Origin of the sequence: Diaphorobacter sp. (assembly GCF_050251835.1) — a bacterium.
GTDB lineage: Bacteria > Pseudomonadota > Gammaproteobacteria > Burkholderiales > Burkholderiaceae_C > JBFXIE01.
Genome location: NZ_JBFWLZ010000005.1, coordinates 87,614 through 103,593 on the forward strand (window position 1 = coordinate 87,614; position 15,980 = coordinate 103,593).

Sequence of the window (15,980 nt, forward strand, 5' to 3'; positions counted from 1 at the left end):
GTCAAGCCAGCAAATCAGCCGGGCCGCGGCGCCAGCCGGATCCGCTGCAGCGCGGGCGAGGGCTGCGTCACGCTGCGGTCGAACGGATGCGCCTTGGTGCCCACCGCCTTCAGTATGCGCTGGACATAGGTGCGCGTTTCAAGGTAAGGCGGCACACCGCGGTAGCGCTCCACCTTGCCCTCACCAGCGTTGTAGGCCGCGGCCACAAGTGCCACGTCGCCTTCAAAGTAGGCCAGCAGCCAGCGCAGGTAGGCCAGTCCTCCTCGGATGTTTTGCGCCGGGTCGTAGGGGTTTTTGACGTTGAAACGCTCACTGGTTTCGGGAATCAGCTGCATCAGTCCCTGCGCGTTCTTGGCCGACAGCGCCTGGGGGTTGAAGTTGGACTCTGCTGCAATGATGGCCAGCGCCAACTGGGGCTCCACCTGGTATTGCGGCGCCATCTGGTGCACCAGTTGCATGATCTTGCGCGGCGCGATGGCCTGGTAGTCCACGCCGGGCGGGGCCGTGTCTGCCGCAGCGGGCGGCGGCAGGCGCATGCACTCGGGCACTTCGCCGGTGGTGCCGCCCACCACCCGAAGCATGCGCGTAGCCACCTCCAGCCCCTGTTCGGCGGCTGCATGGAAGAAAAAAGCAGCAGCCCCATCGTCGCGCGGCACACCGCGCCCGTGGGCGTACATCCATCCCAGGTTGTACTGGGCCAGCACGTCGCCCAGCCGCGCGCTGGCGCAGTACAGCTCTACGGCCCGCCGTGCGTCGCGCGCCACGCCTTCGCCGTGCTCGTGGGCAATGGCCTGCTGGCGAAGGCTGGCCGCCTGGGTGCTTTCCTGCCCCCCGGCCTGCGTCCACGCCGGGCACAGGGCAAGGGTGCACCACAAGGCCGTTGGACATAGTGCAGGTTTGGGCAGGCGAAGGCGCATGGAGATGCAGTATGCGCAGCTTCTCCCACGTCGTCACTACCCAGTTTGGGTCATAGCCAGGGGATACCGCCGCGATGGCGATGCAGCCCGGCATCGACACGCAGACTGTTGCGGCCTCTGTATGAGCACTTGTGCCCGCCAGGAAAACCTGGCTCAGCTCACTTCGGCCAGAAGGTCTTGCAATGCCTTGACCTGTTGGCGCAGACGCTCATTTTCGGCCTCCAGCTCGGCCACGCGCTGTTGCAGCCGGGCTGCGTCGGGAGCCGCCTCGGCGGTGGAGGGGCCGTCGCCTCCGGACGCTGTAGCCTCGGCCTTGGGTTTTTTCTTGGCATCGCGCACGCGGCGGGCCGCCTGCTTGAGCTCCTGGGCACCGCCCGCCGCCACGGTTTTCTGCTCTTCCACGGGCAGCGTGGCCACCACGGCGGCGGCGTTGAGTGACAGCTCGCCCGATTTCACGGCGGCCACCACCTCGGGCGCGGCATTCTGGTGGATGGTCTCGATGGCCTTGACCTGCGCCGCCGTCAGGCGGGCCACGCGGGCCAGTGCCTCGCGGGTATCCAAGGCTTCGTCCGGTACCTTGGGCACGCTGGCCAGGGCCTGCGCCACCACCGGGTCGGTATCGCCTTCCCACGGGGCCTGTGCATCGGGGGCCTGGGCGGCTTCGGCCTTTGCGGCGACCACGGCTGCGGCCGCAGCTGCGCGGCGGCTGGCGATGATTTCACGCTTGCGCAGGGCGAGCACGCCGCGCTGGAACTCCGACACGCTGCGCCGGCCCAGGTGCTGGTCGATCATCCACAGGTGCACGTCGTCCATGTTCTGAAAGCGCGTGTTCTGTACGGTCTGGAACGGCAGGCCGTGCTTGGTGCAGATGCGGTAGCGGTTGTGGCCGTCCACCAGGATGTTGCCCCACAGCACCAGGGCGTCGCGGCAGCCCTCTTCGAGCATGCTGCGCTCCAGCGCTTCGTCTTCTTCAGGGGTCAGGGGATCGATGTAGGCCAGCAGTTCGGGCAGGACGGTGATGTCGTTCGGGTTCATGGCAGTCCAAAACAAAAGGAAAAGGCCCCAGGTCGTCCCACGAGGCCTTCAAAAATAGGAGCTGCCAGCGCTTGCTACATCAGTGTTTCAGGTATTTCAGTGAGGAAGACACTTGCTGGGGGCGCGCTGGCAGCTATCGAATTCAAAGCAGCCGGGAGATCAGCGCGCCCTCCACCGGACCTTCGAGCGGGATGCGCACGCGCACCGGGCTGCCCTGGGCCACCTGTACGGGCTCGCCCTCCAGGTTGAACATTTTTTCCAGCCGCACCTGACGGTTGCCCTGGGGGTGGATGATCTCCAGGGTGTCGCCGACCTGGAAGCGGTTCTTGGTCTCGACCTCGGCCAGGCCGTTCTCGTAGCCGCGTACCTCGCCCACAAAGTGAGCGCGCTGCAGCACGCTGTTGCCGGTTTCGTAGTTCTGGTAATCGTTGGCCGGGCGGCGCTCCAGCAGGCCGCCGGTGTAGCCACGGTTGGCCAGTCCTTCCAGCTCGGTGATCAGGTGCGGGTTGAAGGGGCGGCCCGCCACGGCGTCGTCGATGGCGCGGCGGTACACCTGTGCGGTGCGCGCCACGTAGTACAGGCTCTTGGTGCGGCCCTCGATCTTCAGCGAATCGACGCCGATCTTCACCAGCCGCTCCACATGCTCCACGGCGCGCAGATCCTTGGAGTTCATGATGTAGGTGCCGTGCTCATCTTCCATGATGGGCATCAGCTCGCCCGGGCGGCCCATCTCTTCAATCAGATAGACCTGGTCGGCCTTGGGGTGGCGCTGGCCGCTGCCGCAGGTGCTGGTGAACTGGCTGTCCGCCTCCTCGCGTGCCTGCGCGAAGTTGAAGCCTTGCTCCATGCCTTGCGCCAGGGCCTCGCCGGTGTTGGGGTCCACGGCGGATTCGTGCGTCTTGTATTCCCAGCGGCAGGCGTTGGTGCAGGTGCCCTGGTTGGGGTCGCGGCGGTTGAAGTAACCGCTGAGCAGGCAACGGCCCGAGTAGGCAATGCACAGCGCGCCATGAACGAACACTTCCAGTTCCATGTCCGGGCATTCTTGGCGGATCTTCTCGATCTCGTCCAGGCTCAGCTCGCGCGAGAGGATGATGCGCGACACCCCTGCGCGTTGCCAGAACTTCACCGTGGCGTAGTTGGTGGTGTTGGCTTGCACCGAGAGGTGGATTTCGGTCTCGGGCCACTTTTCCTTGACCATCATGATCAGGCCGGGGTCGGCCATGATGAAGGCGTCGGGCTTGCAGGCAATCACGGGCTCGATGTCGCGCAGGTAGGTGCGCACCTTGTCGTTGTGCGCGATCAGGTTGCTGGTGACGAAGAATTTCTTGCCGCGCGCGTGGGCTTCTTCGATGCCCTGGGCGATCTGCTCCAGGCGGAACTCGTTGTTGCGCGCGCGCAGACTGTAGCGCGGCTGGCCGGCGTACACGGCGTCGGCGCCAAAGTCGTAGGCGGCGCGCATTTTGTCGAGAGAGCCGGCGGGCAGCAGCAGTTCGGGGGCTTTGAGGGTCATGGGCAGAATTGTCTTACTATTTCAGTTTGCTCCTGAATCAGGAGCTGTTGGCGCTTTATTCATAAGCGCTAAATGCTGTTTTGGCTCTGGTCAGACGCGCCGCTTGTCCAGTTTGCGCGTGAGTGTGCGCCGGTGCATGCCAAGGCGCCGCGCGGCTTCCGAGATGTTGAAGCCGGTTTCAGCCAGCACCTCGTGGATGCGCTCCCACTCCAGCGTCTTGATGGAGCTGGCGCGGTTGGTCAGTTCTACTTCGGGGTTGCCCTCGGTCAGGCCAAAGGCTGCCTCGATGTCGTCGGTGTTCGATGGCTTGGCCAGGTAGTGGCAGGCGCCCAGTTTGACGGCTTCGACGGCCGTGGCAATGCTGGCGTAGCCCGTCAGCACGACGATCAGCATGTCGGCATTGGCAGCGTGCAGCGTCCGCACACAGCTCAGGCCCGTGGCCTCGCCCTTGAGTTTGAGGTCCACCACTGCGTAGCCCGGTGTGTGGCTGGACAGCAACTGCTGGGCCTGCGCCAGCCCGTCGGCGTGCAGCACGCGGTAGCCGCGCCGCTCGAACGAGCGGGCCAGCGTGCGCGCAAAGGCTTCGTCGTCTTCGACGATGAGGAGCAAGCGTTCAGCGTTGTCCATGGTGTTGAGGGGGCTCCTGCAGCGCAATCGCGGCCAGCGGCAGCGTGATCGTGACCTGGGCGCCGCCGCCAGGGCGGTTGTGCGCTTGCACGCTGCCACCCAGCGTGCGCGCCACGTTCATCGCCAGAAACAGGCCCAGCCCGCCGCCGGGGCGGCCCTTGCTGGACTGGTAGGGCTTGCCAAATTGCGACAGCGTGGCGGCTGCGAACCCCGGGCCGTCGTCGGTGACGGTGATGCGCAGCAGGTCTTGATCACGCTCGGCCACCAGGCCGACCCAGTGGGGCGATGCGTCGCGGGCATTGTCCAGCACATTGAAAACCATTTGCTGCAGCGTGACATCGGACACCATGGGCGTGTCCTGCCCGAAGCGGTTGTCGTAGCTGAACTGGCCCACCGGGCGCGTTGCCTGCCATTCGCGGGCCAGCGAGTCCAGAAACTGGCACACGGTGGTCTGGGCCGATGCCTCGCCACGCGTCTCGCCGGCCGACATCAGGATGCCGCTGACGATGGTCTTGCAGCGCTGCAGCTGCCGCTGCATCTCGGCCACGTCTTCTTGCAGGGCAGGGTGGGTGGCCAGCGCGGGGTCGCGCCGCCAGTCGCCCAAAATGACGGCCATGGTGGCCAGCGGCGTGCCCAGCTCATGCGCCGCGCCCGACGCCAACAGCCCCATGCGCACGATGTGTTCCTCTTCGGCGGCGCGCTGGCGTATGGCGGCCAGGCGCGCGTCGCGCTGGCGCAGGTTGTGCCCGATGCGGGACATGAAGACCACCACCAGCCCCGCGTTCAGCACGAAGCACACCAGCAGCCCCAGCACATACGGGCTGCCCAGGCCACGCGCAAAGTCGGGCGGCAGCCGCAGCGGCACGCTGAGGTGGGCCAGCAGCGCAAAGCAGGCGGTGGTGATCAGCACCATGGCCCAGATGTGCACGGTGCGCAGCAGCGCCGCGCTCAGCGTGACCTGCAGCAAGTACAGAAAGACAAAGGGGTTGCTGGTGCCACCGCTCAAATGCAGCTGCACGGTGAGCACGGCCACATCCACCAGCAGCGCCAGAAACAGCTCGGCATTGCGCACGCCATGTCCGGTGCGCCAGCGCAGAAAGCTGATGGCGTTGTATAGCGCCAGGCAGCCCACCACCATCAGCATCTCGCGCAGCGGCAAGGGCAGGTGCAGCACGTAGTGCGCCACCTCGATGGTGAACAGTTGGCCCACCACGGCAATCCAGCGCAACTGGATGAGCTGGTGCAGGTTTTTCAGGCCGGCAGCGGCATCGGCCGAGCGCGCCTTCAGGGCCGGTGCGCCGGGGGCGGCAGCATGGTTGTCAGGGGAGGTCATCGGGGGCGCTCAGCGAGCGGCACGCAGCCGAAGCTCGTAGCGCGCCACGAAGGCCGCGGCAGCCGCCACCATCGCGGCCAGACCGAACCAGGTGATGGCGTACACCAGATGGCTGTTGTTGAAGCGCACCACCGTCATGCCGGGCCTGGGCCAAGGGCCGGCGTGGATCGCGTCTGCATACCCTTCGGTGGGTGCGGGCGCGCGGGCGTCGGGGATGCCAGCATCGATGAAAAACGGCGCCGCATCGGCCAAGCCCTGCGCCTGCGCGATGGCGGCCACGTCGCGCGAATGCCAGCGCTGCTGCGCGGGGTCGTTGCGGCGCAAAAAGCCGCCGCCGGGTTCGCTCATGCGCAACAGGCCCCGCACCTGCGCGGCCTCGCCGTCGTGCACGCCTGGGCTGCCGGAGCCTGCCATCCACTGGCTGCGTTGCGACTGCGGAATGAAGCCGCGGTTGACCAGCACCTGGCCGCCACCGTCCAGCTGTAGCGGTGTGATGACCCAAAAGCCCGCCCCCAGCGCGGTCGTGGCCTGGGTCAGCACGGTTTTGCCTGCCAGCCAGCGGCCCTGCGTGCGCACCGGCTGGTATTCAAAGCCGGCGGCATCCACGCGCGGCCATTCGGCGCGCGGTGGCACAGGGGCGGGCGCTGCGCGCAGGCGCTGTTCCACGCGATCCATCAGGGCCAGCTTCCAGGCGCGCCGCTCCACCTGCCACCAGCCCAGTGCGCAGAAGACAACGAACAAGGCGATGCCCGCCAGAGCGAGCATCGCCATCGTCAGGTTGGAGTGCGCGCGGGAGCGCTGCGGCTCCATGGCGCGTGGGGCCTGCGGTGTCAATGTGCGCCAGGCTGGTGTGCCGGGGCGCCCTGGTGCTGCGCGGGGGCCATGGGGTTGGCGTGCGCGGGCATCATGTTGGCGTTCATGTGGAACATGACCCACAGCGTGCCGGCAATGGTGATGGCCAGGAACACCACAGTGAAGATGGTGGACAGCATGGTCCAGCCGCCCTGGATCTTGCCGTTCATGTGCAGGAAGTACACCATGTGCACCACCACCTGCACCATCGCGAAGATGCCCAGCACCAGCACGGCGGTGCTGCGGTTCTGGATCACGTCGCCCATCACCAGGGCAAAGGGAATCACGGTGAGGATGACCGCCAGGATGAAACCTTTGACGTAGTCGCCCTTGGTGACGTGCAGGTCGTCATGGTCGTGGCCATGGTCGTCGTGCCCGGCGTGGCCGGCGTGAATGTCGTGTGCGCTCATTTACAGCACCCCCATCAGGTACACAAAGGTGAAGACGCCGATCCAGACCACGTCCAGAAAGTGCCAGAACATGGACAGGCAGTTCAGGCGGCGCTTGTTTTCATGGATCAGCCCGTGCTTGCTGATCTGGATCATCAGCGTGACCAGCCAGATCAGGCCGAAGGTGACGTGCAGGCCGTGCGTGCCCACCAGCGTGAAGAACGACGACAGGAAGGCGCTGCGCTGGGGCGTGGCGCCCAAATGGATCATGTGCGCAAACTCGTACAGCTCGACGCCCAGGAAGGCCAGGCCCAGCAGGCCGGTGACTGCCAGCCAGGTCAGCGTGCCGCGCACGTTGCCCGCCTGCTTTTGCAGCATGGCAAAGCCGAAGGTGATGGACGACGTCAGCAGGAAGGCCGTGTTGATGGCCACCAGCGTCAGGTCGAACAGCTGCGCGCCCGTGGGGCCCGCGGCATAGCTGCGGCCCAGCACGCCGTAGGTGGCGAAGAGGGCGGCAAAGATGAGGCAGTCGCTCATCAGATAGAGCCAGAAACCCAGGGACGTGCCGTTCTCGGGGTGGGGCTCGTGTGCCAGGTGGTATTGGCGCGGGGCCAGGGCGGCGGCGCCGCCCGCGTGCAAGGTGGTGGTATCAGACATGGGCTGCTGCAAGCTGCTGGGTGCGTGCGTCTTCCGTGGCGGCCACGTCGGCTGCGGGGATGTAGTAGTCACGCTTGTAGTTGAAGGTATGGATGATCGAGGCCAGCACGGTCGCGGCGAACGATGCGATCGCCAGCGGCCACATGTGCCAGATCATCGCGAAGCCGAACAGGGTGGACAGCGCGGCAATCACCACGCCTGCGCCCGTGTTGGCGGGCATGTGGATCGGCTGGAAGCCGGTCAGCGGGCGCTGGTAGCCGTGCTTCTTCATGTCCCACCAGGCATCGATCTCGTGCGCCACGGGCGTGAAGGCAAAGTTGTACTGCGGCGGGGGCGAGGAGGTGGCCCACTCCAGCGTGCGGGCGTCCCAGGGGTCGCCAGTCACGTCGCGCAGCTGCTCGCGCTTGAGGTAGCTCACGATCAGCTGGATGAAGAAACTGGCAATGCCCAGGGCGATCAGGCCCGCGCCGCAGGCGGCGATGATGAACCAGATCTGCAGCGAAGGGTCTTCAAAGTGGCTCACGCGGCGCGTCACGCCCATCAGGCCCAGGATGTACAGCGGCGTGAACGCCACCCAGAAACCCACCAGCCAGAACCAGAACGAGCATTTGCCCCAGAACTCATCGAGCTTGTAGCCAAAGGCCTTGGGGTACCAGTAGTTGATGCCGGCAAACACGGCGAACACCACGCCGCCGATGATCACGTTGTGGAAGTGCGCGATCAGGAACAGGCTGTTGTGCAGCACGAAGTCGGCCGGGGGCACGGCCAGCAGCACGCCGGTCATACCGCCGATGGCAAAGGTGCACATGAAGCCCACCGTCCACAGCATGGGCACGGTGAAGCGGATGCGGCCCTTGTACATGGTGAACAGCCAGTTGAAGATCTTGGCGCCCGTCGGGATCGAGATGATCATCGTGGTGATGCCGAAGAAGGTGTTCACGCTGGCGCCCGAACCCATGGTGAAGAAGTGGTGCAGCCACACCAGGTACGACAAGATGGTGATACACACCGTGGCATACACCATGGAGGTGTAGCCAAACAGGCGCTTGCGGCTGAACGTGGCCACGATCTCTGAGAACACGCCAAAGCACGGCAGGATCAGGATGTACACCTCGGGGTGGCCCCAGATCCAGATCAGGTTCACGTACAGCATGGGGTTGCCGCCCAGGTCGTTCGTGAAGAAGTTGGTGCCCAGGTAGCGGTCCAGGCTCATCAGTACCAGCGCGGCCGTCAGCACCGGGAACGATGCCACGATCAGCGCGTTGGTGCACAGGGCAGTCCAGGTGAAGACGGGCATCTTCATCAGGTTCATGCCCGGCGCGCGCATCTTGATGATGGTGACGATCAGGTTGATACCCGACAAGGTGGTGCCCACCCCCGCCACCTGCAGCCCCCAGATGTAGTAGTCCAGCCCCACGCCAGTGTCTTGCGCCCCGAGGGTGGATAGCGCCAGCCAGCCGGAGGTGGAGAACTCGCCCAGGAACAGCGAGACCATCACCAGCACGGCGCCGCCGGTGGTCATCCAGAAGCTGAAGTTGTTCAGGAACGGGAACGACACGTCGCGTGCGCCGATCTGCAGCGGCACCAGGTAGTTCATCAGGCCCGTCACGAAGGGCATGGCCACGAAGAAGATCATGATCACGCCGTGGGCCGTGAAGATCTGGTCGTAGTGGTGCGGCGGCAGATAGCCCATGTTCTCGCCAAAGGCCATGGACTGCTGCAGGCGCATCATCACCGCGTCGGCAAAGCCGCGCAGGAACATGACCAGGCCCAGGATCATGTACATGATGCCGATCTTCTTGTGGTCGATCGAGCAGATCCAGTCGCGCCACAGCGGGCCCCACAGGCGGAACTTGGTGATGCCGGCCAGCATCACCATGCCGCCCAGTACCACCGCAATGAATGTCCACAGCACGATGGGCTCGTGCGCCATCGGGATCGAGTCCCAGGTGATGCGGCCCAACAGCCAGTGGGCCGGGGTAGTTTGTTCAGACAACATATCGAATCTCTTGGCTAGTGGGCCACCCGCCAGCTCGCGCCGGCAACGGACCCGTCAAAGTCACTGCTGGTTGGTTGCCTCAGGGGTGGCCGCAACCGGCTGCAGGGCAGCCAGAATCTGCGGCGCGTTGCTGGCGGTGCACACGTCCTGTGGCAGCGTCAGGCCGACGGCCTTGACATAGGCCTCGCCGCCACGCTCGTCGATGGCCATCATGTCGTGCATGCACATCTGGCCGTCTTCGACGCAGCGGTTGAGCACCTTGTCGTACAGACCGTCCTCGACCGCAGAAAAGCGCTGCACGGGGTCGCGCTGGCTGGGCTGGGCCAGTTGCAGGTAGGCAGCCTTGTCCAGGGGCTTGCCCTCGGTCTTGGCTTTGTCCACCCACTGCGCGAAGTCGGCATCGCTGAGGCCGTGGAACTTGAAGGTCATGCCAGAAAAGCCAGGGCCGCTGTGGTGCGAGGCCAGGCCGTTGTACACGCCGGGCTTGTTGATGACGGCGTTCAGCTCGGTCTGCATGCCGGGCATGGCGTAGATCATGCCGGCCAGATCGGGCACATAAAACGCGTTCATCGTCGATGTGGCGGTGAGCTTGAACAAAATTGGGCGATCCACCGGCGCTGCCAACTCGTTCACGGTGGCAATGCCTTGCTCGGGGTAGAAAAACAGCCACTTCCAGTCCATGGCCACCACCTGCACCTCCAGCGGGCGCACGTCTGCGGGCAGCGGGCGCTGTGCGTCGATGCGATCCAGAGGGCGGTAGGGGTCGAGCTTGTGGGTGGCGATCCAGGTCAGCGCGCCCAGGGCAATGATGATCAGCAGCGGCACGCTCCAGATCACCAGCTCCAGCGATGTGGAGTGATGCCACTCTGGGTCGTATTCGGCGCTGGTATTGCTCTGGCGGTATTTCCAGGCGAACAGCAGCGTCAGCACGATCACTGGCACGATGATGATCAGCATCAGCAAGGTGGCAGTCACCACCAGGTTGCCCTGCTGGGAGGCGATGTCTCCCGCAGGGTTCAGGACGACGGCCTTGCTGCAACCAGCCAGGCTGGCTGCGGCAAGGGCCGCGGCGAGCCAGGCGGGCCCGCGGAGTTTCTTCAGTTGGAGCATTGCAAAGGGCGTGTAAAAAACATGAACTGGCTTGCGCCGCCAGGGCAGCGCGAGGCTAGGTGTAAACGCGGATTACCGAACCGTCGGGAATTTAATACGCCTAGCAGCTTTGTCGATTGGACATTTTGTCCTGGGTCAAGGTTTTTGCTTGATCCGGGCCTTGCCCGGCTTGCGGGCGTTGCCGCACCGACGTTCCTGGCTGGTGGGCGTGCGGGTTTTCCCGCGCGGGGCGTCAGTGTAAGCGCACTTGTTGACCTACGGGCTTGCGTGTAGAACGTGAATGTGTCTGCAAAGCCCAAGGAGTACGGTCATGACTAGCGGTTCCATCGCATACCCCGTTCACGGCCCTGAGAGTGCGGCGTCGCTGTCGCACGCGCACACCGACGAAGACGTCACCCCGGGCGAGATTGCCGTGGGCGTGATCATCGGGCGCGCCTCCGAGTATTTCGACTTTTTCGTGTTCGGCATCGCCTGCGTGCTGGTGTTCCCGTCGCTGCTGTTTCCCTTCCTGTCGCGGCTGGACGGCACGCTGGCAGCCTTTGCCATTTTTGCGATTGCCTTCATCGCCCGGCCGCTGGGCACGGCGCTGTCGATGGCCGTGCAGCGCCGCTGGGGGCGCGGCACCAAGCTGACGGTGGCGCTTTTCCTGCTGGGCACCTGCACGGCCGGCATGGCCTTCTTGCCTGGCTACCAGACGGCGGGGCTGGCAGCTGCTGCGGCACTGGTGGTGCTGCGCTTTGGTCAGGGGCTGGCGCTGGGCGGCTCGTGGGACGGCCTGCCGTCACTGCTGGCCATGGCGGCGCCGCCCGAGCGCCGTGGCTGGTACGCCATGGTCGGACAGCTGGGCGCGCCCGTGGGGTTTGCGCTGGCGGCTGGGTTGTTTGCCTATCTTTACGGCAGCCTGTCCAGCGAAGAGTTCCTGTCCTGGGGCTGGCGCTACCCGTTCTTTGTGGCGTTTGCAGTCAACGTGGTTGCGCTGTTTGCCCGGCTGCGCCTGGTGGTGGGGCAGTCTTATGCCGAGCTGCTGCAGGAAAAAGAGCTGGAGCCCGTGGGCGTGGGCCGCGTGATGCGCGACGAGGGCGGCAACGTGGTGCTGGGCGCCTTTGCCGCGCTGGCCAGCTTTGCGCTGTTTCATGTGGTGACGGTGTTTCCGCTGTCGTGGCTGGCGCTGTATTCCGAACGCTCCATGACCGAGGTGCTGGGCGTGCAGATAGTGGGCGCCTTTTTGGCCATGGGAGCGGTGGCCGTTTCCGGCCGGCTGGCCGACCGTGTGGGCCGGCGCAATCTGCTGGGCGCGATGGCGGTGCTGATCGGTCTGTTCAGCCTGGCCACGCCCTGGCTGCTGGGCGGCAATACTCTGGGCGGCACCGCGTTTTTGCTGCTGGGCTTTGTGCTGCTGGGCCTGTCGTACGGCCAGGCCTCGGGCACGGTCACGTCGAACTTCTCCACCCAGCACCGCTACACGGGCGCTGCGCTGTCGTCCGACCTGGCGTGGCTGATTGGCGCCGCCTTTGCGCCGCTGGTGGCGCTGGGGCTGTCGGCACGTTTCGGGCTTGGCGCCGTGACGCTGTATTTGCTGTCCGGCGTGGTGTGCACGCTGGGCGCGTTGCGCATCAACCGCATGATCGAGCAGCGCGCTTGACAATGATTCAAAAACTATAGCTGGCAGCGCTTGTTTTACATGGGCTTGAGCCTGTTTTGGCTCAAACCCCGGTGCGGTAACCTTTGGCAGCTGCGTTTGCGCTGACTCAATCCTTTGGCCGAAAGCCGATCACCAGGGACGAGGGCACGCGCCCGTCCACGTCGCGCGGCAGGGTTTCGGTGCGCTGCAAGGCACGCACCACGGCGTCGTCCCAGGCCTTGTTGCCGCTGGACTGGGTGATGCGCGCGCCGACGATGGTGCCGTCGGGCGCGGCGCGCACCTCCACCTCGGCGCGCGGGTTGCCGGCAATGGTGTCGGGATAGACGATGTTGGGCTTGACCTTGGCTGCCACCTTGCCGCCGTAGCTGCCCGAGGGGCCCGAGCTGCGCAGGGCGGTGCCGGTGGCAGATTCGCCGCCGGTGGCGCCTGCCAGGCCCTGCATGCGGCGCAGGTTCTCCTGGCGCATGGCTTCCACGCGCCTGGCTTCTTCGGCGGCTTTGCGTTTTTCTTCGGCCAGCTTCTTTTGCTTTTCCTGCTCGGCTTTTTGCTGCTCCAGCTTCTTTTGCTCGGCCAGCTGTTTTTCGCGCTGCTCCTTCTCGCGCTCGGCTTTTTCGCGTTCAGCTTTTTCCTTCTCTTTTTGCAGGCGCTCTTTTTCCTTCTTTTCCCGCTCCAGCTGCGCTTGCCGCTCGCGTTCACGCTTCTCGCGCTCCAGTTGCTCGCGCTTTTTCTTTTCTTCTTGCAGGCGCTTTTTCTCGCGCTCGAGCGCAATGTCGGCCTCGCGTGCGTCTGCCTGCTCCTGCCGTGGCGGCGGCGGTGCAGGTGTCGGCGCAGGTGCGGGCTCAGGTGTCGGGCTGGGCGGTGGCGGTGGGGGTGGCTCCACCGCACGCGGCGCGGCCTGCTGTGGTAAGGCGGACCACAGTTCTGCCTCCACCGCTGGCTGGTCCGTGCTGCTCTTCCAGTTCACGCCCCAGGTCAGCGCGCCAATGAGCGCGGCGTGGGCCAGCACCGCCAGGGCGACGGCCCGCAGGCGTCCGGGCGGGCGGGGCGGGGCAAACTGGTCGCGGTCGTGGGTGGCGTGCATGCGTGATTCGTTCAAACCGGTTTAGCCGCCTTGTTTGACGGATAAGCCCACGCGCTGGACACCTGCTTTTTGCAGCGCGTCCATAGCTTTGACCACGGTTTCGTATTGGACGTTCTTCTCAGCTGCAATGACCACCGCAGACTCGCCGCTCTGAGCCTGCTGCCAAATCAGCGCCGCGTTGCCAATCTCACGCTGGCTGAGCGTGCGCTCGGCATCACGTGTCTTAAAGCGCAGTGAGCCGTCTTGGTTCACGATCACGGTGGCAAAGATTTTGGGCTGGTTCTTGCTCTTGCCCACGCTGGGCACATCCACCATTCCGGGCGTGAGCATGGGCGCCGTCACCATGAAGATGATGAGCAGCACCAGCATCACGTCGATGAAGGGCACCATGTTGATTTCGTTCATGGAGCGGCGGCGCGTGCCGCTTCGAGAGGCCATTGCGGGCATGTCAGTTCTCGGTCAATGCCCCGAGGGCGAGCCGGGCTGCGCGCCCAGGTTGCGCTGCAGGATGTTGGAGAATTCTTCGATGAAGGTCTCCTGGTGGGTGGCCACGCGGTCGATGTCTCGCGCAAAGCGGTTGTAGGCAATCACAGCGGGAATCGCGGCAAAGAGGCCAATGGCGGTGGCCACCAGCGCTTCGGCAATGCCTGGCGCCACGGTGGCCAGCGTGACTTGCTCCATGCCGGCAAAGCCGGTGAAGGCGTGCATGATGCCCCACACCGTGCCAAACAGCCCCACGTAAGGCGATACCGAGGCCACCGAGCCCAGGAATGACAGGCTGGACTCGATCACGTCCATCTCGCGCTGAAAACTCGCGCGCATGGCGCGGCGTGCGCCGTCGAGCAGCGTGCCGGCATCGCTGATGCGGCGCTCGCGCAGCTTTTGGTATTCGCGCATGCCGCTGGCAAAAATGCGTTCCATGGGGCCGGCGCTTTTGGCGTTTTGTGCGGCGCTGGCGTACAGGTCGTTCAGGCTGGTGCCCGACCAGAAGTCGCGCTCAAAGTCATCGTTGAGCGCTTTCACGCGCTTGAGCGCGAACAACTTGCGAAAGATGGCGGCCCAGCTGGCCACGGACACACCGAGCAGCAGCAGCATCACCAGCTGCACCACCCAGCTGGCATTGAGCATCAGGCTCAGGATGGACATGTCTTGGGAATTCATGATGAAGTGAGTCGTTCGAAAAGAGAGGCCGGAATGCGCCCGGGGCGCATGGTGGCGGCATCCACCCAGCCGATGCGGATGGTGCCTTCGCACAGCAGTGCGGGTGGGGAATCGAGGGTCATCTGCTCTGGTTTCAGGAGCGCCTGCTGCTCGATTGTGAGCGAAGCGCGGCCCCCTTCGCGCAGGCTGGCGGTAACAATCAGTTCATCGTCCAGCCGGGCAGGGCGCAAATAGCGCAGGCGTGCGTCGCATACGACAAACATGCCGCCCGTGAGTTCCCGCAATTGTTGCTGCCCCAGATCCATGGAGCGCAGCCATTCGGTGCGCGCGCGCTCGAAGAACTTGAGGTAGTTGGCATAGAACACGATGCCGCCGGCGTCGGTGTCCTCCCAGTAGATGCGCACGGGCCACTCGAAAGCCATGCCGTGTTCCTCAGCCGATCAGGCGCTGCAGGCGCGCTACCGCCTCCTGCAGCTGCGCCATCGAGTTGGCCGTGGAAAAGCGCACGAAGCGCCGGGTGTCGGCGGTGCCGAAGTCGCGCCCTGGCGTGACGGCCAGGTGGGCGCGGCGCATCAGCTCGTAGGCAACATCCCAGCTGCCGGCAACGCCCAGGCGCTCGGCAGCCTGCGTGCAGTCGGCCCAGGCGTAGAACGCGCCATCGGGCATCACCGGCACCGACAGCCCCAGGGCATCCAGTGCGGGGATGAAATAGTCGCGCCGCGCCCTGAACCCGGCGCGGCGGCGTTCGTACTCGGCGATGCTGTCTGGATCAAAGCAGGCCAGCGCCGCGTGCTGCGACACGGTGCTGGCGCAGATGAACAGGTTTTGCGCCATGCGCTCCACCACCGGCACCATGCTGTCTGGCACCACCATCCAGCCCAGGCGCCAGCCGGTCATGTTGAAGTACTTGCTGAAGCTGTTGATGCTGATGATGTCCTCGCCCAGCGACAGAGCCGTCTGGCCAAACGCGTCGTCGTAGGACAGGCCCAGGTAAATCTCGTCAATGATGGTCAGCCCGCCCTTGGCGCGCACCACGTCGTGGATGCGGCGCAGCTCATGGGGCGCGATCGATGTGCCTGTGGGGTTGGAGGGCGACGCCAGCAGCACGCCGCGCGTCCTGGGCCCCCACGCGGCCTCGACCTTGGCGGCGCTGAGCTGGAAGCGCTCGTCCGCCGTGGTGGGGATCAGCACCGCCTTGCCTTCCGCTGCGCTGACGAAGTGGCGGTTGCAGGGGTAGCTGGGGTCGGGCATCAACACCTCGTCGCCCGCGTCGATCAGCGCCAGGCACGCCAGCTGCAGCGCGGCCGATGCGCCAGCCGTCACCACGATGCGCCGCGCAGGCACATCCACGCCGAAGCGCTGCGCATACCAGCCGCTGATGCGTTCGCGCAAAGCCTCCAGGCCCAGCGATGCGGTGTACTGCGTCTGGCCGTCGTGCACGGCGCGGATGGCGGCTTGCTGCACCAGAGGTGGCGCGGTGAAGTCGGGCTCGCCGATGTTCAGAAAGATCATCGGCTCGGGCGAGCCCGCCACCTCGTGCGCCAGAGCCTGGGCGGCCTTGGCCACTTCCATTACGTAAAAGGGTTCGATGCGCTCAGCGCGGGTGGAGAATTTCATGGCGTGCTTTTCGCCCGCAGTGCGCGGGCGCTTAGGGGTGACAAACGATG

General features: G+C 65.3%; 16 protein-coding genes. 1 reads left to right on the plus strand and 15 read right to left on the minus strand.

Going from position 1 to position 15,980, the window contains the following annotated elements; genetic code table 11:
* Positions 1–14: 14 nt before the first annotated feature.
* From AB7E35_RS03330 to cyoA, 10 genes are all read right to left on the minus strand, one after another.
* Positions 15–917, minus strand: a complete 903-nt coding sequence (locus tag AB7E35_RS03330) for a lytic transglycosylase domain-containing protein (protein ID WP_428167067.1) — start codon at positions 915–917, stop codon at positions 15–17.
* A gap of 153 nt (positions 918–1,070) precedes the next feature.
* A complete protein-coding gene (locus AB7E35_RS03335; RefSeq protein WP_428162839.1) occupies positions 1,071–1,952 on the minus strand; it encodes a plasmid replication/partition related protein in 882 nt (293 codons plus the stop codon).
* A 142-nt stretch (positions 1,953–2,094) separates the two neighbouring features.
* Positions 2,095–3,462, minus strand: a complete 1,368-nt coding sequence (gene yegQ, locus AB7E35_RS03340) for a tRNA 5-hydroxyuridine modification protein YegQ (RefSeq protein ID WP_428167068.1) — start codon at positions 3,460–3,462, stop codon at positions 2,095–2,097.
* A 90-nt stretch (positions 3,463–3,552) separates the two neighbouring features.
* The gene (locus AB7E35_RS03345; protein ID WP_428162837.1) at positions 3,553–4,089 is read right to left on the minus strand and encodes a response regulator transcription factor; all 537 of its coding nucleotides are present in this window, start codon (positions 4,087–4,089) and stop codon (positions 3,553–3,555) included.
* The gene (locus AB7E35_RS03350; RefSeq protein ID WP_428167069.1) at positions 4,076–5,422 is read right to left on the minus strand and encodes an ATP-binding protein; all 1,347 of its coding nucleotides are present in this window, start codon (positions 5,420–5,422) and stop codon (positions 4,076–4,078) included. The genes AB7E35_RS03345 and AB7E35_RS03350 overlap by 14 nt, the downstream gene beginning before the upstream one ends.
* A gap of 9 nt (positions 5,423–5,431) precedes the next feature.
* Positions 5,432–6,232, minus strand: a complete 801-nt coding sequence (locus tag AB7E35_RS03355; protein ID WP_428162835.1) for an SURF1 family protein — start codon at positions 6,230–6,232, stop codon at positions 5,432–5,434.
* Positions 6,233–6,252: 20 nt separating this feature from the next.
* Complete coding sequence (cyoD, locus tag AB7E35_RS03360; RefSeq protein WP_428162834.1) at positions 6,253–6,684, minus strand: cytochrome o ubiquinol oxidase subunit IV; 432 nt, start codon at positions 6,682–6,684, stop codon at positions 6,253–6,255.
* Positions 6,685–7,320 carry a cytochrome o ubiquinol oxidase subunit III gene (cyoC, locus tag AB7E35_RS03365; RefSeq protein WP_428167070.1) on the minus strand — a complete coding sequence of 212 codons (636 nt, stop codon included), beginning with the start codon at positions 7,318–7,320 and terminating at the stop codon, positions 6,685–6,687. It abuts the gene before it with no gap.
* A complete protein-coding gene (gene cyoB, locus AB7E35_RS03370; protein ID WP_428162832.1) occupies positions 7,313–9,319 on the minus strand; it encodes a cytochrome o ubiquinol oxidase subunit I in 2,007 nt (668 codons plus the stop codon). Before cyoB ends, cyoC begins: the two co-directional genes overlap by 8 nt.
* Positions 9,320–9,379: 60 nt before the next feature.
* A complete protein-coding gene (cyoA, locus tag AB7E35_RS03375) occupies positions 9,380–10,429 on the minus strand; it encodes a ubiquinol oxidase subunit II (protein ID WP_428162831.1) in 1,050 nt (349 codons plus the stop codon).
* Positions 10,430–10,739: 310 nt separating this feature from the next.
* Here cyoA and AB7E35_RS03380 point away from each other — a divergent pair, with 310 nt between their 5' ends.
* Positions 10,740–12,071, plus strand: a complete 1,332-nt coding sequence (locus AB7E35_RS03380; protein WP_428162830.1) for an MFS transporter — start codon at positions 10,740–10,742, stop codon at positions 12,069–12,071.
* 106 nt (positions 12,072–12,177) lie between these two features.
* Here AB7E35_RS03380 and tolA read toward each other — a convergent pair whose 3' ends face one another.
* Genes tolA through AB7E35_RS03405 form a run of 5 tightly spaced genes read right to left on the minus strand, consistent with a single transcriptional unit; the run spans position 12,178 to position 15,930 of the window.
* Positions 12,178–13,152, minus strand: a complete 975-nt coding sequence (tolA, locus tag AB7E35_RS03385; RefSeq protein ID WP_428167071.1) for a cell envelope integrity protein TolA — start codon at positions 13,150–13,152, stop codon at positions 12,178–12,180.
* A gap of 21 nt (positions 13,153–13,173) precedes the next feature.
* The gene (locus AB7E35_RS03390; RefSeq protein ID WP_428167072.1) at positions 13,174–13,599 is read right to left on the minus strand and encodes an ExbD/TolR family protein; all 426 of its coding nucleotides are present in this window, start codon (positions 13,597–13,599) and stop codon (positions 13,174–13,176) included.
* A 12-nt stretch (positions 13,600–13,611) separates the two neighbouring features.
* Positions 13,612–14,313, minus strand: a complete 702-nt coding sequence (gene tolQ / locus AB7E35_RS03395) for a protein TolQ (RefSeq protein WP_428162827.1) — start codon at positions 14,311–14,313, stop codon at positions 13,612–13,614.
* Entirely contained in the window at positions 14,310–14,735 is a 426-nt protein-coding gene (locus AB7E35_RS03400; protein ID WP_428167073.1) for a YbgC/FadM family acyl-CoA thioesterase, read from the minus strand. Before AB7E35_RS03400 ends, tolQ begins: the two co-directional genes overlap by 4 nt.
* Before the next feature lie 10 nt (positions 14,736–14,745).
* Positions 14,746–15,930, minus strand: coding sequence for a pyridoxal phosphate-dependent aminotransferase (locus AB7E35_RS03405; protein WP_428162825.1), 1,185 nt, complete (start codon positions 15,928–15,930; stop codon positions 14,746–14,748).
* Positions 15,931–15,980 lie beyond the last annotated feature (50 nt).

Excerpts from the sequence above, each read along its gene's own strand:
- AB7E35_RS03330 (WP_428167067.1), bottom strand. The coding sequence starts at position 917 with ATGCGCCTTCGCCTGCCCAAACCTGCACTATGTCCAACGGCCTTGTGG.
- AB7E35_RS03335 (WP_428162839.1), bottom strand. The coding sequence starts at position 1,952 with ATGAACCCGAACGACATCACCGTCCTGCCCGAACTGCTGGCCTACATC.
- yegQ (WP_428167068.1), bottom strand. The coding sequence starts at position 3,462 with ATGACCCTCAAAGCCCCCGAACTGCTGCTGCCCGCCGGCTCTCTCGAC.
- AB7E35_RS03345 (WP_428162837.1), bottom strand. The coding sequence starts at position 4,089 with ATGGACAACGCTGAACGCTTGCTCCTCATCGTCGAAGACGACGAAGCC.
- AB7E35_RS03350 (WP_428167069.1), bottom strand. The coding sequence starts at position 5,422 with ATGACCTCCCCTGACAACCATGCTGCCGCCCCCGGCGCACCGGCCCTG.
- AB7E35_RS03355 (WP_428162835.1), bottom strand. The coding sequence starts at position 6,232 with ATGGAGCCGCAGCGCTCCCGCGCGCACTCCAACCTGACGATGGCGATG.
- cyoD (WP_428162834.1), bottom strand. The coding sequence starts at position 6,684 with ATGAGCGCACACGACATTCACGCCGGCCACGCCGGGCACGACGACCAT.
- cyoC (WP_428167070.1), bottom strand. The coding sequence starts at position 7,320 with ATGTCTGATACCACCACCTTGCACGCGGGCGGCGCCGCCGCCCTGGCC.
- cyoB (WP_428162832.1), bottom strand. The coding sequence starts at position 9,319 with ATGTTGTCTGAACAAACTACCCCGGCCCACTGGCTGTTGGGCCGCATC.
- cyoA (WP_428162831.1), bottom strand. The coding sequence starts at position 10,429 with ATGCTCCAACTGAAGAAACTCCGCGGGCCCGCCTGGCTCGCCGCGGCC.
- AB7E35_RS03380 (WP_428162830.1), top strand. The coding sequence starts at position 10,740 with ATGACTAGCGGTTCCATCGCATACCCCGTTCACGGCCCTGAGAGTGCG.
- tolA (WP_428167071.1), bottom strand. The coding sequence starts at position 13,152 with ATGCACGCCACCCACGACCGCGACCAGTTTGCCCCGCCCCGCCCGCCC.
- AB7E35_RS03390 (WP_428167072.1), bottom strand. The coding sequence starts at position 13,599 with ATGCCCGCAATGGCCTCTCGAAGCGGCACGCGCCGCCGCTCCATGAAC.
- tolQ (WP_428162827.1), bottom strand. The coding sequence starts at position 14,313 with ATGAATTCCCAAGACATGTCCATCCTGAGCCTGATGCTCAATGCCAGC.
- AB7E35_RS03400 (WP_428167073.1), bottom strand. The coding sequence starts at position 14,735 with ATGGCTTTCGAGTGGCCCGTGCGCATCTACTGGGAGGACACCGACGCC.
- AB7E35_RS03405 (WP_428162825.1), bottom strand. The coding sequence starts at position 15,930 with ATGAAATTCTCCACCCGCGCTGAGCGCATCGAACCCTTTTACGTAATG.